Genomic DNA, 17,357 nt, shown 5'->3' on the forward strand with positions numbered 1-17,357 from the left:
TATCAGCGTCCCCGGATGCGCGGGTCCAAAGCGTCGCGCAGTCCGTCGCCAATATAGTTCACCGACAGCACCGTCAACGAGATTGCAAGGCCTGGCCAGATCACCCGCTCGGGGTAAACCTGCATGTAGCTGAGGCCATCATAGAGCAACCGGCCCCATGTCGGGAAATCCGGCGGAAAGCCAAGGCCGAGGAAGGACAGCACGGATTCGGTGATGATCGCCTCGGCAATTCCAAGGGTGGCCGCAACCATCACCGGCGAGATCACGTTCGGCAGGATATGCCGGGTGATGATGCGCCTTGAAGCCGAACCGATGGACCGGGCGGCAAGCACATATTCGCGCTCTTTCAGCGCCAGCACCTCACCGCGCACGATGCGGGCGGCCTGCATCCACGAGGTGATGCCGATGGCGAACACGATCAGCACGAATGCCCCCAGCTCGGCCCCCAGAATGCTGGCCGCGCGGTCGCGGAACAGCATCATGATCACCAGCAGCAGCGGCACCAGAGGCAGGGCCAGAAACATGTCGGTCAGCCGCATCAACGGGCCGTCAAGGCGGCGGTAATAGCCCGCCAGCACCCCGATCAGAGTGCCGAACACGATGGCGATGATCATGGCGACAAAGCCCACGGCAAGGCTGACCTTGCCGGCCTGAATCATGCGTTGCAGCATGTCGCGGCCCAGCTGATCGGTGCCAAGTGGGAATTGCAGGCTGGGGCCTTTGTTCTTCGACTTGATCGCTTCCACCACGGTCAGCTTTTCGGGCTGCCACAGGTAGGGGCCGATCAACACGGCGAGGATCAGGATCGACAGCACCACAAGGCCGAACACCGCGCCGCGATGGCTGCGGAATTGCTGCCAGATCGCGCGCCACGCCTTTTCGGGTTTTGGGATGGCGGTGCTGAGGTCAGTCATAACGGATCCTTGGGTCGAGCAAGCCGTAAAGCACATCGGCAATCAGGTTGAAGGTGACGATCAGCACGGCGAAGATGAAAGCGAGGGTTTGCACCATCGGCAAGTCGCTGGCATGGATCGCGCCGATCAGCGCAGCCCCAATGCCATTCACGCCGAACAGGTTCTCGGTGATGATCGCACCGCCGAAGATCGACGGGATGCCAAGCGCGATCACCGTGACCACCGGGATCATCGAGTTGCGCAGCACATGTTTCAGCACCACCACGCGTTCAGACATGCCCTTGGCGCGGGCGGTGCGGACGTAATCCATGCTCATGTTATCTAGCATGGAAGATCGCATGTAGCGGCTGATCACGGCGGCATTGGCCAGGCCCAGCGTCATCACCGGCATCGCCATCTGTTGCAGTTGTTTGACGAAGGATGGCCAGTCGGTGACGCTTAGATTGGTGTCATATTTGGTCGGAAACCACCCCAAGGTGACGGCGAAGATGATGATGATCAGCGTGCCGGAAAAGAACGTCGGCACCGAAAAGCCGATCATCGCAAACAAGGTGCCCAACTGGTCGAACAGCGAATACTGCCGGTAGGCCGAGTAGATCCCAATCGGCAAGGCGATCAGAATGCCGACGAGATAGGCGGTGCCGATCACGGTCAGGGTCTGCGGGATGCGCTGGCCGATGATGGTGAACACCGGGGCGCGCGACTGCCACGACAGAATCCGCTGCTCACCGCCCGCAAGGTTGGTGCCGAACCAGCCATCCAGCAGGGTCGCGGGTTCGACCCAGAAAAACTGCCGCAGCCACAGCACATAGCGCACCATGACGGGCTGATCGGCGCCCAAAGCCTCGATCATTTTCTTGCGGACGTCCGGCGGGACGGTCAGCGGTATCTCGGACATCGGCGAGCCGGGGGCGAGATCGACCAGCAGAAAGATCACCAGACTGATGACCAGAAGCGTCGGGATGGCCAGTAATAACCTGCGGAGCGTGAAAGTAAGCATACGCGGCGGCGCCTTTGGTCAGAAGTCAACGGGGAAGGGGGAGGTGGCGGGGTCATGTGCTGACCCCGCCGGATCAGATTACTTCACGCGGAACCAATCGGCCACGTTCCACATTTCCGAATCCCATGCGTTGATCTGCACGCCGCCTAAGGTGTTGGAATGCGCCGACAGCGTGCCGCGGTGCACCAGCGGAACAACCGTCATGGAGTCTTTCGTCACCATGTCATTGAGTTCCTTAGCGATTTTCTGACGCTCGGCCACATCAACCGTGGTCGACAGAACCTTGACCTTGGCATCATAGGCCGGGTCGCAGAAGCGGTTCATGTTTTCACCCTGCCACTGATTTTCCGGCGAAGGCGCGTTCACGCACTGGTATTGCGACAGATAGGTTTCCGGGTCGGTGCCATCCGAGTTGTTGGCATACATCTCGACATCGGCATAGAACTTCTGGAACGTATCGGGCGAACCTGCATCGCCACCGAAGAACACCGACGGGTCAATGGCTTTCAGCTCGACATCCACGCCCAGCTCGGTCCACCAGTCTTTGATCAAAGCCTGGAAATCCTGACGGATCGGATTGACGGTGGATTGATACAGGATGTGCAGCTTCTTGCCGTCTTTCTCGCGGATGCCATCGGCACCGACAACCCAGCCCGCATCATCCAGCAGCTTTTTCGCGCCTTCCATATCCTGCGCGATGCAGCCGGTGTTGTCCGAAGCCCAGGAATCCGGGGCGGGGACCACGTTGCAGGTCGGCTTGCCGCCTGCGCCATAGCCGACATCCGACAGAATTTGGCGGTCAATGGCTTTCGACAAAGCGGTGCGGACATTGACGTCCGACAGGAACGGGTGCGGGTGCTTGGCGGTCGACCGCTCACCTTCCGGCAGCGCCGGATCGGGGTTGGTCATGTTCATCTCAAGCCGTTCCACCAGCGTGCCGAACGCCACCACAAACTCGCCTTTGCCAGCGGCGGTCATCGAGGCTTGGCTGTCGGGCGGAATTTGGGTGTTCCAGGCGTAATCAAACTCGCCGGTTTCCATCACGGCGCGGGCCGAGCCTTCGGCATCGCCGCCGCCTTTGATCACAGCGCTTGCAAACGCCGGTTTCGCCGGATCGCGGTAGTTTTCGTTCATCGCCAGCGTCACGGTGTCATTGACGGTAAAGCCGGTGACTTTGAACGGGCCAGTGCCGATCGGCATGTTGTTCGGATCGGTGCAGGTTGGGGCAGCCGCACCTTGGCAGGCGGCGAACTGCGCCTTTTGCAGAATCGGTGACAGTGCCCCGACGAAAGCGGTGTAGGGGTTCGGTTTCGGCCCCGAGAAGGTGACTTTGACGGTCGACGCATCGACAGCCTCAACCTTGGTCACACCGTCAAATTTCGAAAGCTGTGCGCAGCCGCCTGCCGGGTCCATGCAATAGGCCGCAGTGAACACCACGTCATCGGCGGTGAAAGCCGTGCCATCCGACCATTTCAGATCGGGCAGCAGTTTCCAGGTGATGGTGGTCAGGTCTTCCGAGATGCCGCCGTTTTCCAGCGTCGGGATTTCGGTGACAAGTTTCGGGATGATGTTGCCATCGGCATCAAAGCCCGCCAGCGGTTCCACCACGAGCGACGCCGCATAGACGTCCTTGGTGCCGGACGACAGGAAGGGGTTCATGATCGAGACGGCCTGCGGGAAGGTGAATTTCACCTCACCATCGGTGCCACGATCTGCAAAAGCGGCGGGCGCGAAGGTCAGCGCGCAGGCCGCCCCGAGAAGGGCTGTTTTCAGCTTCATTGATACTCTCCTTGTTGATTGTGCTCTTTGGCCTCAAGTGTCCCGGTTGATCCGGTTTGGCTGGTGTAGAGGAAGCAGGCGACATGGCGGCCCGGTTCAACCTCTTGCAATTCGGGTTTCTCGGCGTGGCAGCGCGCGAAGGCTTTCGGGCAACGGGTGGAAAAGTTGCAGCCTTTTGGTGGCCGTGCCGGGGAAGGCACATCGCCTTTGAGGATAATGCGCGGACGGCGGGCAAGCGCAGGGTCAGGCTCATTGACCGCCGACAACAGCGCCTCGGCATAGGGGTGCAACGGCTTGGAGAACAACGCATCGCGGGGGCTCAGTTCGGCAATGCGGCCCAGATACATCACCGCCACACGATCCGCGATATGGCGCACCATCGACAGATCGTGTGAAATGAACAGATAGGTCAGCCCCAGCTTTTCTTGCAAATCTTCCAGCAGGTTGACCACCTGCGCTTGGATCGACACGTCCAATGCGGCAATCGGTTCGTCACACACGATGAATTTCGGATTCAGCGCCAAGGCCCGCGCGATGCCAATACGTTGGCGTTGGCCGCCGGAAAATTCATGCGGGAAGCGGTTGGCAAAGCGGCGGTTCAAACCCACCGCATCCATCAACTCATAAACCCGTTCCAGACGACGCTCGGCCTTCCAATCAGTGTGCTCGACCAGTGGTTCGCTGATAATGTCGGCCAGAGTCATCCGCGGGTTCAAACTCGCCTGCGGGTCTTGAAACACCATCTGCATCGTCGGGCGTTTGCGGCGCAGCGCTTCCGGCGACAGCTTGGCGATATCCTCGCCCTCAATCACCACAGCGCCTGCGGTCGGCTCATAAAGCCGCAGCAGCGCACGTCCGACGGTGGATTTGCCACAACCGGATTCGCCGACCAGCCCCAAGGTCTCGCCAGCCTGAATGCTGAACGACACCCCATCGACGGCTTTCACATCGCCGGAATGGCGGCGCAGGATGCCGGAATAGATCGGAAAATACATCTTCAGCCCGTCAACCTGAACCAAGGGTGCGGTGGCGGCATCAAACATGGGCAGTCTCCGCTGGGACGGGTGCGGCGACCCAATGGCAGGCAACATCATGGCCTTGGCCCAAGGGCAGCCGATCAATGCCGTGGCGCTTGGGGTTTTCCACCTCACAGCGATCAAACGCATGGGTGCAACGGGCGCGGAAGGCGCACGCGGTGGGCGCAGTTGTCATGATCGGCGGCTGGCCTTCGATCACTTGCAGCCGCTTCTCGCGCACCCCGGTCAGTGAGGGAATGGTTTTTAGAAGCGCCCTCGTATAGGGGTGCTGCGGATTGGCAAACAGCTCGCGCACCGGGGCCTGTTCCACAATCTGGCCGCCATACATCACCATCACCCGATCCGCGATGGCGGCAATCACGCCCAGATCATGGGTGATCCAGATGATCGCCATGCCCAGCTTGACGCGCAATTCCTTCACCAGTTCAAGGATTTGCGCCTGAATCGTCACGTCCAGCGCCGTGGTCGGCTCATCCGCGATCTGCACATCGGGGTCGCAAGCCAAGGCAATCGCGATCATCACCCGCTGGCGCATGCCGCCGGAAAACTGATGCGGATAGTCGCCCAAGCGCTTGGCGGCATCGGGGATACCGACCAGTTCCAGCAGTTCCACCGCCCGCGCTGCCGCCTGCGCTTTGTTCATCCCCATATGCCGCCGCAGCGGTTCGGCGATCTGAAAGCCGATGTTGAACACCGGGTTCAGGCTGGTCATCGGGTCTTGAAAGATGAAGCCAACCTTGGCACCGCGCACATTGCGCAGGGCATCCGGCGTGATCTTCAGCAGGTCCTGATCGCCAAGCATCACCGTGCCTGAGCGGATTTCCGCAGGCGGCGAGGGCAGCAAACCGATCAGCGACATCATGGTTACTGACTTGCCGGAACCACTTTCGCCGACAACGCCTAAAAGTTCACCGCGTTCCAAATGGAAGCTGACATCATTGACGGCGTGAATCTCGCCTCCACGGGTGCGGAATACGGTTTTCAGCCCCCTCACATCAAGGACGGGTGCGGCCCTATCGGGCATATGAAACTCCCCAGGTCGTTGTTATTCTTTGTTTTTGTCCAAAGTCGATCAGTGCCGCTCCGGTTGTATGGGGAAGTCTTGACGATTTCCCCTCAGCTATCAATCCTGAATTTTCGCTTCGATACAGATTGTTTTTCCGGCGTTTTGTAGCGTTTGGTCGTCGATTTGCTGGGATTGACAGGGAGAGTGGCGGGCGGCACCTTCCGCCACAACATATGGGGGCTGAAAATGGACGAACTGACGCCGCGTCAAGTGCTGCAGCAACTGGTGGGCTTCCCGACGGTGAGTCGCGGCAGCAATCTCGATCTGATTGACTGGCTGGAAGGCTACCTCGCGGGGCATGGCATCACGTCGCATCAGCACTGGAATGAAGATCGCACGAAAGCCGCGTTGTTCGCGCATGTCGGGCCGTGGGTCGAGGGCGGCGTGGTGCTGTCGGGCCATTCCGATGTGGTGCCTGTCGATGGGCAGGCGTGGTCGTCGGATCCTTGGGTGGTGACCGAACGCGACGGGCGGCTCTATGGTCGAGGCACTTGCGACATGAAGGGCTATGTCGCGCTGGCGGTCTGGGCCTTGGTGCGCGCGCATCGCCAAGGCGTGACGCGGCCTTTGCAACTGGCGCTGTCGTATGACGAAGAACTTGGCTGCACTGGTGCGCCGCCGATGATCGCCGCGATGCAGGCGGTGTTGCCACAAGCCTCGGCTGCGGTGATTGGCGAGCCTTCCCGCATGAAGCTGATCCACGGCCACAAGGGCGGCACTGGCTATCATGTGCATGTGAAGGGGTTTGAGGTGCATTCCTCGCTGCTGCCTTACGGCGTGTCGGCGATCATGGAAGGCGCGCGGCTGATTGCTTGGGTCAATGCCAAGAACACTGAAATTCAGGCGCGGCCGATCTCTGCGGTGGCCGCGACGTTCTATCCGCCGTTTACCACCCTGCATGTTGGCATGATTCAAGGCGGCACGGCGCATAACATCACCGCAGGCGATTGCACATTTGCCGTTGAAATGCGGGTGGTGCCGGGCGAGGATATTGACGCATTGGCGGCAGAGTTCGAAGCCGAAGCAGGGCGGTTGGACGCGGCGCTGAAAGCCGTGCGGCCCGAAGCGGGCGTGCATCTGGAAAAGTTTTTCGGAGTGCCGGGGCTGAAGCCTGAAACCGATGGTGCCGCCGAATATCTGGTGCGGCTGCTGACTGGCGACAACACGGTTGGGGTGGTGTCTTACGGCACCGAAGCCGGGCAATTCCAAGAGGCGGGCTATTCCGCCGTGGTCTGTGGTCCGGGCGATATCGCGCAGGCGCATCAGGTGGATGAATATCTGGAACTGGCGGAATGGGACGCCGGATTGCGGTTCATGCAGGGTCTGTTGAAGGAACTCGCCTGATGCAATTCCCGATCTCGGAAGCCAATAAACCCCGCTTCACCAGCGCCTTGCCTGCCGCCTGCGATGTGGTGGTGCTGGGGGGCGGTGTGATTGGCGTGATGACGGCCTGGCATCTGGCCGAGGCTGGCTTGAAGGTTGTGCTGTGCGAAAAGGGCCGGATTGCGGGCGAGCAAAGCAGCCGCAACTGGGGCTGGATCCGTCAGCAAGGCCGCGATCTGGGCGAATTGCCGATCATGATCGAGTCGCTGCGGATCTGGAAATCCTTGTCACAGGAATTCGGCGCAGGTCTGGGGTTTCGGCAGGAAGGCGTGATGTATCTCGCCCGCACCGAGGCCGAAATGCAGGGCTTCTCCGACTGGCTGGTGCATGCAAAAGCCCACGGTCTTGATACCGTGATGCAATCGGCAGGGCAGGTGCAGGCGGCGATCAAAGGCGCCGAAGCACCGTGGATCGGTGGCTTGTTGACGCCATCCGATGCGCGGGCCGAACCTTGGGTAGCGGTGCCGATGCTGGCCGAGGGCGCGGTAGCGCGCGGGGCTGTGCTGATCGAGGATTGCGCCGTGCGCAGGCTTGATCGGGCAGGGGGCCGCATCACTGGGGTCTACACCGAAAAAGGCCGCATCGCCTGCGATCAGGTGGTGGTGGCGGGCGGCGCGTGGTCGTCGCTGTTCCTGCGCGCCGAGGGCGTGATCATCCCGCAACTGGCGGTTCTGGCCTCAGTGGCCGCGACCGAAGCGATGCCCGAAGTCTATGCTGGCGATGTGGCGGATGACCGCTTTGCCTTCCGCCGCCGTCTGGATGGCGGCTATACGATTGCGCCGGGGGCCAGCCATGACTTCTTCATTGGCCCCGATGCGTTTCGCCATATGCTGACCTATGTTCCGGTGCTGAAAAAAGATTTCAGATCCACCAAGTTTCGCCCCGCAGCCCCGCAACACTACCCGGATGCCTGGGGCACCAAGCGCAAATGGCAGGCCGATCAAGTCTCGCCGTTTGAACATCTGCGGGTGCTGAATCCTGCGCCGAATATGAAGGCGCTGGCGGATGTGCAGGACAATTTCGCCCAAGCTTTGCCGGAGTTGGGCCGCCCGCAGCTGAAAGCGGCTTGGGCCGGGATGATCGACACCATGCCCGATGTGGTGCCGGTGATCGACCGTGTCGCTGCGATCCCCGGTCTGGTGATCGCCACGGGGATGAGCGGCCTCGGCTTTGGCATTGGCCCCGGCATGGGCCGGGTGGTGGCTGATCTGGTGGCAGGCAAGACCGAGGCGCATGATCTGACCCGCTTCCGGCTGTCGCGGTTCAGCGACGGCAGCAAAATCGCGCCGGGGCCGAGCCTGTAGCGCCGCGCGTGGTGCGGCGTCGATGCCTCCGGCGGGGATATTTGAGCACAGAGGATGCCCTTAAGGCATTGCTCTTTCTGAAATACTCCCGCCGGAGGCATCCAGAGATGTCCAAAGCAGAAGTTATCAGAATGATCGGAAGGGCGGGGGTCACCCCGCCACCTGATGTCTACTCCGCTGCGACCTGAATAACCGGCTCCATCGAGGCGAACATTTCGGCGCTGAGGTGGCACTTGATCTGATGGCCGCCCGCCAGCGTCACCATCGGGGGCATTTCGCGGTCGCAAAGCCCGGCGGGGGAGACCAGAGATTTCCACCGACACCGGGTCTGGAACGGGCAACCGGGCGGCGGATTCATGGCCGACGGAATATCGCCCTCCAGCACGATGCGTTTGCGGATCACCTTGGTGTCGGCAATCGGCACCGCCGACAGCAACGCCTCGGTATAGGGGTGGTAGGGCGGCTGGAACACCTCGTCGGTGGTGCCGGTTTCCACCACATGGCCGAGATACATCACCAGCACCCGGTCAGAGAGATACCGCACGATGGAAAGATCGTGGCTGATGAACAGCAGCGTAGTCTTGTTCTCGCGCTGAATGTCCATCAACAGATCGGTGACGGCGGCTTGCACCGACACGTCCAAGGCGCTGACCGGTTCATCGGCGACGACAACCTTCGCCCCACCGGCAAACGCCCGCGCGATGCCAACCCGTTGTTTCTGGCCACCGGAAAGCTGGCGCGGCATCCGGTCGGCGAAGGCGCGTGGCAGCTTTACCAGATCGAGCAGTTCCAGCATGCGGGCATGGCGTTCGGCGTCCGACTTGCCCTGCTTGAAAATCTCCAAAGCGCGGATGATCTGGCGGCCGACATTCATCGACGGATTCAGCGTGTCAAACGGGTTCTGGAACACCATCTGCACCGAAGATACCGTATCGGTGTTGCGCTGCTGGATCGGCGTCGATTGCACGTTTTCATCGAACAGCAGGATCGAGCCAGAGGTCGCGGTCTCCAACCCCATCAGCACCTTGGCGAAGGTAGATTTGCCGCAACCGGATTCGCCGACGATGGCAAGGGTTTCGCCTTCGCGGGCCTCAAACGACAGGGTTTCATTGGCCTTCACCACCTTTGTGGTGCCGCTGCCAAAGCCGCCCGTGGAGACAGAGTAATACTTTTTCAGATCCTCCATCTTCAGCACAACCTTGCCGATCGGGGTCTTGGGTTTGCTGGCCTTCACCGCCATCGGCGCGTTCCAGTCGATTTCGGTCCACCTGAAGCAGCGCGTGGCGTGGCGGTCATCGCCGGGCACCGGGAACATCGGCACGTCGGCGGCATTGCACAAGCCGTCCTTGAAGTAATCGCAGCGCGGGCCAAAGTTGCAGCCCTTCGGCCGTTCATGCGGCAGCGGGAAGTTGCCGGGGATCGCCACCAGCGGATGCGTGTTCTTGTCGGCTCCCGGCAACGGGATCGAGCGGAACAGGGCTTGGGTATAGGGGTGGCGCATCTTGTCGAAGACTTCGACGACATTGCCGGTTTCCACCGCTTCGCCGGAATACATCACGCAAAGCCGGTCGCAGACATCGAGGATCAGGCCAAGATTGTGGGAGATGAACAGCATCGAGGTGCCGTATTTATGACCCAAGTCCTTGACCAGATCGACGATGCCGGCCTCAACCGTCACATCCAACGCGGTGGTCGGCTCATCCAAAATCAGCAGCGCGGGCTTTGACATCAGCGCCATCGCGATGACGATGCGCTGTTGCTGGCCACCGGAAAGCTGGTGCGGATAGGCTTGCAGGATGCGGTCGGGGTCGGGCAGGCGGACATCGGCCACGATCTGACGCGCCAGCTTCCACGCCTCATCCTTTGCCATGCCCTGATGGATCATCGGCACTTCGGCCAGTTGCGCGCCAATCTTCATTGCCGGGTTCAACGATGCCATCGGCTCCTGATAGATCATCGCGATTTCCGAGCCGCGAATGTGGCGCAGTTCTTCGTCGGTCATATGGGTCAGATCGCGGCCCTTGAACTTGATGGTGCCGCTGACGATGCGGCCATTCTTGCCCAGATCGCGCATCACCGCCAGTGCGACGGTCGACTTGCCGCACCCGCTCTCGCCGACAAGTCCCATCGACTCGCCCGCCATCACCGAGCAGGAAAAATCCATCACCGCCGGGATTTCGCGCAGCCTTGTGAAAAAGCTGATCGAAAGGTTTTCGATCTCAAGGATCGGTTTCGATGGGTCCCAGGTGGTATCAGTCATGGCAGCCTCGCTTTGACGGAAGGGGCAGAGCTGGGGGCTTCACACCCCCAGACCCCCGTGGGATATTTGAGCACAGAGGATGACCGAAGCGGTCAATCCTTCAGACTTTCTTCGCGCAGACCATCGGCCAGCAGGTTCAGACCCAGCACAAGGCTCATCAGGGCAAGGGCAGGGGTGATGGCGGGGTGAAGATACAGCGACAGCAATTTGCGGCCATCGTCGATGGTGGAGCCCCAATCCGGGCTTTCCGGGCTGACGCCAAGGCCAAAGAAGCCCAAGGTGCCCAAGAGGATCGTAGTATAGCCGATGCGCAGGCAGAAGTCGACGATCAGCGGGCCACGCGCGTTGGGCAGGATTTCCCACAGCATGATATACCACGCAGACTCGCCTCGGGTCTGGCCTGCGGCGACGTAATCGCGGGCTTTCAGATCCATCACGATGCCGCGCACGATGCGGAACACCGTGGGCGAGTTCACGAACACCACCGAGACAAACACGTTCAGCAGGTTCGGGTCCATCGACCAGATGCCAAGCGGATCTGCGTTGAAGGCAAGGCCGGAATAGGCCCAGAGGCCGATCACCAATGTGATGCCGACATAGAGATTGCGCTTGGGCGGGCTGGTGAAGAAGCGCGAGTTGAACAGGGTGGAAAAGAAGATCACCGGGAAGATGAACAGCACCGCCGCCAGCACCACCGGAATACCGGTGTTGCGGATTTCCGGCGTGACCAGCAGGTAGAACAGCAAGATCACCGGGAAGGCCAGCACGAGGTTGGCAAGGAACGAAAGCGCGGTATCCAGCTTGCCGCCGAAATAACCCGCAGGCAGGCCAAGGGTCACGCCGACCATGAAGGCGAAGGTGGTGGCGGCAGGCGCGATCATCAGCACCCGGCGCGCGCCCATCACCACACGGCTGAACACATCGCGGGCCAGGTGATCGCCACCTAGCAGAAAGTAAGCGTATTGGCCGTCTTTCGGATCGACCAGCGGCGTTCCGGGCAACGGGTTCTTCACCCGGCCAAACTGCGCGATCGGGTCCATCGTGATGATGTAATCGGCGAAAATCGCGGTGTAGACCCAGAACAGCACCAGCAAAAGCCCGACCATGCCGACGGGGCTGTCGAACAATTTGCCGTAAAGCCCCAGCTTGCGTTTATAGCGGATCGACAGGGCAAAGGTCAGGATCAGCGCGATCCAAACCGGCAGAAACTGCTGGAGGATGCGGGCAATGATCTGGCCCCATGAAAGAAGGGTTGTTTCGTCCATTATTGCCTCATGCCAGCCGGATACGGGGATTCAGGAACACATAGCCGATGTCGGAGATCAGCTGCGTGACCAGAACGACGAGGACCGCGACCACCGAACAGCCCAGAAGCAGGTCGATGTCATTGTTGCCGGCGGCTTGCACCAGCGTCCAGCCGAAGCCTTTGTAGTTGAACAGCGCCTCGGTGATCACCACGCCGTTCAGCAGCCACGGGAATTGCAGCATGATCACGGTAAACGGTGCGATCAGCGCGTTGCGCAGGGCGTGGCGCATCACCACATCGCGAAACCGCACACCTTTCAGCCGCGCGGTGCGGATATATTGCTGGGTCATCACCTCGGTCATCGAGGCCCGCGTCATCCGGGCGATATAGCCGATGCCATACAAGGCGATGGTCAGCACCGGCAGCGCGAAATTCCAGAAGGTGATCTGATCCATCGCGGATGTTGCGGTGCCGAGGAACAGCGTTCTGCTGTCAATCCAGCCCCATTCATTCAGGATCGGCGAGATACCGGCGGTGGCCGAGGCGAAGATCGCCACCAGAATGACGCCCGAGACATATTCCGGCGTGGCCGTGGTGGCGATGGCGACAATCGACAGGCTGCGGTCGGTGCGCGAGCCTTCCCGCATCCCCGACAAAACCCCCATGATCAGCGACACCGGGACCATGACGATCATCACCCACATCATCAGCCAACCGGTCGAGCCCAGCTTTTGCAGTACCGATTCCAGCACCGGCTTTTTGAACACGGTGGAAAAGCCCCATTCGCCCTGCAACACGCCGCAGTAGCTGGCGGCCGTCTCAGCCGTGGCCCCGTTCTGGATGCAGCGCCCGCGGGTGACACCCTTGTCATCCGTCATCACCCAACCGGGGGCCACGCCCAGCCACTCGGCATAGCGGCCAAAGACCGAGCCGCCGTGGCCGTTGTTTTCAATCCACGAGGCCACCGCCTGATCTGTCATGCGCACCGAGCCTTCGGTGCGGGCCAGCTTCTCAAGGTTTGGCGGCAGGTTGGTCAGGTAAAACACCACGAACGTCAGCGCCAGCGCAGTCAAGACCATGACGCCCAAGCGCCTTGCCACGAATTTTAACATGAATGGTTCCCCTATGCGCCAAACGAGCGGCCGCTGACTGTGCGTTGTTGCCTGCGTTCAGTCTTTTATAAGTCCGGGAGGAGGTGGTCCGGGCACCCTGAAGCGCCCGGACCAAGTCAGCTTAGGCCAGCGACCACTTGTAATGGTGATGCTCGAACGACGGGTGCATGTCGACGTTGACACCTTCCTTGGCGCGGCTGAACAGCGAGCGCCAGTACGGCTGGATGATATAGCCTTCGTCTTGCAGGATGGTCTCCAGCGTCACCATGACCTCACGGCGGGCATCAGCGTTGTCCAGCGCCAAAGCCTTGGTCATTGCCGCGTCGAAGTCCGGGTTCGCCATGCCGCTTTCGTTCCACGAACCGGTCGAGGTATAGGCCAGCGACATGTTCTGCACCGCGAGCGGACGGTGGTTCCAGGTCGTCGACGAGAACGGGTATTTCTGCCAGTCGTTCCAGAAGGTCGAGCCCGGCATCACCGTGCGTTTGACGTTTGCACCTGCGTCGCGCAACTGCGCGGCCACAGCATCGGTGGTCGCCGCTTCAAAGCCATCGTCCAGCGAGATGATCTCGAATTCAGCCGTGTCCAGACCTGCGGCTTTCAGCGCAGGCATCAGAGCTGCCGGATCAATCACCTGCGGCGCGATCTTGGCATATTCCGGGTGGATCGGGCAGGCGTGGTGGTTTTCGGCGGTGGTGCCAAGGCCGTTATAGCCCAGTTCCAGCACGACTTTCGGATCAACCGCTTTCTGGATCGCCTGACGGACAGCCTTGTCCTTGTAGAGATCGCCGTTGGCCGAGTTCATCCGCACCACGATGGTCGAGGCGGTCACCGCTTCGATCTTTTTCCAGCCGAGGCCATCCATCTGCTCGATGAAGTCGCCGGTGGTCTCGTAGTTCAGATCAATTTCTTCCGAACCGGCCAGCTGCACCATCGCCGAAGGATCGGTGCCGAAGTCGATGTAATGCACTTCGTCCAGCGGTGCCGTGCCACCCCACCAGGTGTGGTTCGGTGCGCGCACCAGCACGACCTTCTGGCCGACCGAGACTTCCTGCGGGATGTAAGGCCCGGTGCCGATCGCGTTGGTCGCCGGGTCCGTGCCATCGACATAAGACGCATGCACCACAGCCGCCGGATAGTCGGCAAGGTTCGCCACAACAGCGATATCCGACACCGACATCGCCAGCTTGACGGTGGCTTCATCCACCTTGGTCACAGCCCCATCGCGCATCTGGTTGATCATCACCGGCGCACCGGCTTCATCCATTTTGTCGCTGCCGTCGGCATTCTTCGCAGCCACCGACTCGATCAGACCGGCAAAGCGCGAGGCCATCGCGTTGCCCTCAACCGAACCATCGGTCCAGCGGCCAAACATCCGCACCACATCATCGGCGGTGAAGGCGTCGCCGTTGTTCCAGGTCACGCCCTGACGCACTTTCAGCGTGTATTCAGTGGCGTCGGCATTGGCTTCCCAGCTTTCCAGCAGGCGGCCTTCAAAGGTGCCGTCGGCGTTGTACTGGATCAGATATTCCAGCCAGCCGCGATAGATGTTGGCGATCTGCGGCCAGTCAGCGGTGCGCGGATCTTTCTGGGCTTTGACTTCCATGGCGCAGCGCACCACGCCGCCAACCTTGGCCTCTTGCGCCTTTGCAGGGGCGGACAGCCCAAGCAGGCCATAAGCCGCAGCGGCGGAAACGCCCAAAGCGGTGGTGCGCGACAGAAACTCACGACGGCTGAGTTTGCCATCCTGAACTTCCTGCGCGTGCATGTAAGCAGCCGGGTGCAAGGCGCGCTCGGTGGTGCGGGTATCGGTCATCGGTATCTCCCTGTAAGGCTGAAGCCTTTACGTTTTTTTGGCCGTTTCTAATCTGGCGATGCGCTTGAACCGATGCAGCTTTCGGTGGCCCTTCCCCACGACGGGCACCCGAAACTTCCGCAACGGCAATGATGCGCCTCACCCCCCTATTCGGCACCTTTTCGACCAATCCGTCAACGGCTGGATTCGCCCTTGCATGTAACGTTAGCGACATTGCCCTGCCGGAATCGGTGCTCAAACCGCTGCAAAAAGCGGCATAGCCCTAGGATACCCCCGGCATACCATTGTGTGCCGGGGCTTCCGCCCCGCACGGAACATTGTCCGCTCTAGCGGACGAATCGTGCAAATGGCAGCGATGTGTCGGCAAACCTGTGGTTTTGGCTAGACTGCGCGGCGGAAAGCCGTCGGGGAAGATCCGGTCAGATGGGCAAACGCACGGGTGAAATAGGCGGGTGACGTGAAGCCCAGCGAAGCCCCGATCTGCCCCACCGCCATGTCGGTTTCCGCCAGCAGACGCCGCGCTTCAAAGATCCGGCGGTCCTGCAACAGATCAATCGCCGAGCGCCCGCAGGTCTCGCGGCAGCAGCGCGTCAGATGCGTGGCGGTGACGCCCAGATCGCAGGCCAGCTCGCCGACGCCCTTGCCGCGGCGAAACTCTTTCTCCAGCAGCGCGGTATAGCGTGCAACCAGTCGCTTTGCGGCATCCGGGCGCGGGGTCTCGGCGCTGGCTTTGCTGATTTGCCGCTCCAGCCAGACCCCCAACAGCCCGAGATAATGCCGGGTGGCGCGATCATGCGCCGGGGTGTCGCTGTCCATCTCGCGTTGGATCATATCCAGCGTGACGTTAACCTCTTGCTGGGCATGGACTTCGCGGATGCGCAGGTGCTGCGGTTCAGACGGAAGGGTGACGGTCGAGTTTTTACCGAAAAACACCGCCGTGCCAAAGACTTGCGCGCCGACCTCAAAGCCGTGCATCACGCCGGGCGGAATGTAGATCGCGTTGTTGGCGGTATAGCCGCGGGTTTGACCGGCCACGGTGATACGGCCCTGACCCTTGGTGAACCATAAAAAGCAGCCTTCAGACAGCGAGCGCATCGCCTCCACCCGCCAACGCCCGCCCGCCGCAAGCCGCGGAATCGCGATCAGCCGCATTTGATCGGTGTCGGGGCCAGTTTTCGGGCCAGCTTTGGCGTCGGTTTTCGGGCCTGTTTTCGGCGGAGAGGTCTTCATGATGCGCTGCCTGCTTTTGTATTTTTCCAACATGTAACCGAGGGTTGCAACACAACCCAAGCGAAAAGATGGCAATATCGCAGAGTTATCCACAGGTGATGCCGAAAACTGTGGGCAACTCTGTGGAGCAAACCTGGCGCTCAAGATCAGGCGCTCAGGGCAGGGTGATCTCGCGCCAGTGCTTCATCCGGGATCGGAACCATGTCCGCTGCCGCTTGGCATATTGTCGGCTGGCCAAGGTAGCGGCCTCTGCCGCCTCGGCCAGACTGATCTCGCCGTGCAGATGCGCCACCAGTTCCGGCGCGCCAATCGCCTTCGCCCACGGCTGGCCCGGTTGCCAAAAGGGCAGGGCGGCGCGCACCTCGTCTAGCGCACCCTCAGCCAGCATCGCAGCGAACCGCCGCGCGATTCGCGCATCAAGCCAAGCGACATCGGGCCGGATCACCAGCGCCTCAGCTTCGGCAAGCGGCAGCAGCGCAGGCCCGGTCGCATCCTGCCACGCGGCCAACCCCCGCCCGGTGCTGGCCTGCACTTCCCAAGCCCGCTGCACCCGCGCCGGGTTCAACCGGTCAATCCGCGCCAAAGTGCCCGCGTCCAGTTCCGCCAACAGCGCCGCGATGCCCTCATCGGCCAACCGCCGATCCGCCAGCGCCCGCATCTCCGCAGGTGTCGCCGGGATCTCACTCAACCCCTCGGTCAAGGCGCTGAAGTAAAGCCCGGTGCCACCGACAATCACCACCGGACGGCCCAGAAACGCCCGCACCTCGCGCAGCCAATGCCCCACCGAATAGGCCTGATCGCGCGCCACATGACCATATAGCGCATGCGCCGCCACCGCCTCATCCGCCAGCGATGGCCGCGCCGACAACACCCGCCAGCAGTCATACACCTGCAACGCATCGGCATTGACGATCACCCGCCCATCCCGCGCCGCCAACTCCAGCGCCAAAGCCGATTTCCCACTCGCCGTAGGCCCGGCAATCAACACCGGAGCCTCGCGCGAAATCCGGCTCAAATCAAAACCCACTTCCGCCCTTTCATCTTGGCATAAATATCCCACGGGTTTGCCATTGGTTTCGCCACTGGTTCAAGAGACCAATGGCATGGGGGGTGTGAAACCCCCAAGCGGCCAGCGCAGCAAAGCGACGCCCAATGTCGCTTCCCCCGTTGAACCTGCACCGGTTTTGCGACATTTTAGCCGCCAGTCAAT

General features: G+C 61.2%; 13 protein-coding genes. 2 read left to right on the forward strand and 11 right to left on the reverse strand.

Annotation, left to right across the window (positions count from 1 at the left end):
* Window positions 1-2: 2 nt before the first annotated feature.
* From U1A24_RS15385 to U1A24_RS15405, 5 genes are all read right to left on the reverse strand, one after another.
* Window positions 3-914 (reverse strand): ABC transporter permease, encoded by a 912-nt coding sequence (locus U1A24_RS15385; protein ID WP_322322858.1) that lies wholly within the window; start codon window positions 912-914, stop codon window positions 3-5.
* Window positions 907-1,914: an ABC transporter permease gene (locus U1A24_RS15390; protein ID WP_322322859.1), complete on the reverse strand. Its 1,008-nt coding sequence runs from the start codon at window positions 1,912-1,914 to the stop codon at window positions 907-909. The genes U1A24_RS15385 and U1A24_RS15390 overlap by 8 nt, the downstream gene beginning before the upstream one ends.
* Before the next feature lie 78 nt (window positions 1,915-1,992).
* Entirely contained in the window at window positions 1,993-3,693 is a 1,701-nt protein-coding gene (locus U1A24_RS15395; RefSeq protein ID WP_322322860.1) for a peptide ABC transporter substrate-binding protein, read from the reverse strand.
* Window positions 3,690-4,736 carry a dipeptide ABC transporter ATP-binding protein gene (locus U1A24_RS15400; protein WP_322322861.1) on the reverse strand — a complete coding sequence of 349 codons (1,047 nt, stop codon included), beginning with the start codon at window positions 4,734-4,736 and terminating at the stop codon, window positions 3,690-3,692. The genes U1A24_RS15395 and U1A24_RS15400 overlap by 4 nt, the downstream gene beginning before the upstream one ends.
* Entirely contained in the window at window positions 4,729-5,754 is a 1,026-nt protein-coding gene (locus tag U1A24_RS15405; protein WP_322322862.1) for an ABC transporter ATP-binding protein, read from the reverse strand. Before U1A24_RS15405 ends, U1A24_RS15400 begins: the two co-directional genes overlap by 8 nt.
* A 228-nt stretch (window positions 5,755-5,982) precedes the next feature.
* Here U1A24_RS15405 and argE point away from each other — a divergent pair, with 228 nt between their 5' ends.
* Window positions 5,983-7,140, forward strand: coding sequence for an acetylornithine deacetylase (gene argE, locus U1A24_RS15410; protein ID WP_322322863.1), 1,158 nt, complete (start codon window positions 5,983-5,985; stop codon window positions 7,138-7,140).
* Window positions 7,140-8,483 (forward strand): FAD-binding oxidoreductase, encoded by a 1,344-nt coding sequence (locus tag U1A24_RS15415; RefSeq protein ID WP_322322864.1) that lies wholly within the window; start codon window positions 7,140-7,142, stop codon window positions 8,481-8,483. Before argE ends, U1A24_RS15415 begins: the two co-directional genes overlap by 1 nt.
* Window positions 8,484-8,652: 169 nt before the next feature.
* Here U1A24_RS15415 and U1A24_RS15420 read toward each other — a convergent pair whose 3' ends face one another.
* The 6 genes from U1A24_RS15420 to miaA all read right to left on the reverse strand — a co-directional run bounded on the left by U1A24_RS15420 (window position 8,653) and on the right by miaA (window position 17,174).
* Window positions 8,653-10,743: an ABC transporter ATP-binding protein gene (locus U1A24_RS15420; protein WP_322322865.1), complete on the reverse strand. Its 2,091-nt coding sequence runs from the start codon at window positions 10,741-10,743 to the stop codon at window positions 8,653-8,655.
* Between the two features lie 92 nt (window positions 10,744-10,835).
* Window positions 10,836-12,008, reverse strand: a complete 1,173-nt coding sequence (locus U1A24_RS15425; protein WP_322322866.1) for an ABC transporter permease — start codon at window positions 12,006-12,008, stop codon at window positions 10,836-10,838.
* 7 nt (window positions 12,009-12,015) lie between these two features.
* Window positions 12,016-13,101, reverse strand: a complete 1,086-nt coding sequence (locus U1A24_RS15430; protein WP_322322867.1) for an ABC transporter permease — start codon at window positions 13,099-13,101, stop codon at window positions 12,016-12,018.
* A gap of 121 nt (window positions 13,102-13,222) precedes the next feature.
* Window positions 13,223-14,917, reverse strand: coding sequence for an ABC transporter substrate-binding protein (locus U1A24_RS15435; protein ID WP_322322868.1), 1,695 nt, complete (start codon window positions 14,915-14,917; stop codon window positions 13,223-13,225).
* 381 nt (window positions 14,918-15,298) lie between these two features.
* Window positions 15,299-16,147, reverse strand: coding sequence for an AraC family transcriptional regulator (locus U1A24_RS15440; RefSeq protein ID WP_322322869.1), 849 nt, complete (start codon window positions 16,145-16,147; stop codon window positions 15,299-15,301).
* 154 nt (window positions 16,148-16,301) lie between these two features.
* Complete coding sequence (gene miaA, locus U1A24_RS15445; protein ID WP_322322870.1) at window positions 16,302-17,174, reverse strand: tRNA (adenosine(37)-N6)-dimethylallyltransferase MiaA; 873 nt, start codon at window positions 17,172-17,174, stop codon at window positions 16,302-16,304.
* Window positions 17,175-17,357: the final 183 nt, after the last annotated feature.

The organism is Cypionkella sp. (genome assembly GCF_034376685.1).
Taxonomy (GTDB): Bacteria; Pseudomonadota; Alphaproteobacteria; order Rhodobacterales; family Rhodobacteraceae; genus Cypionkella.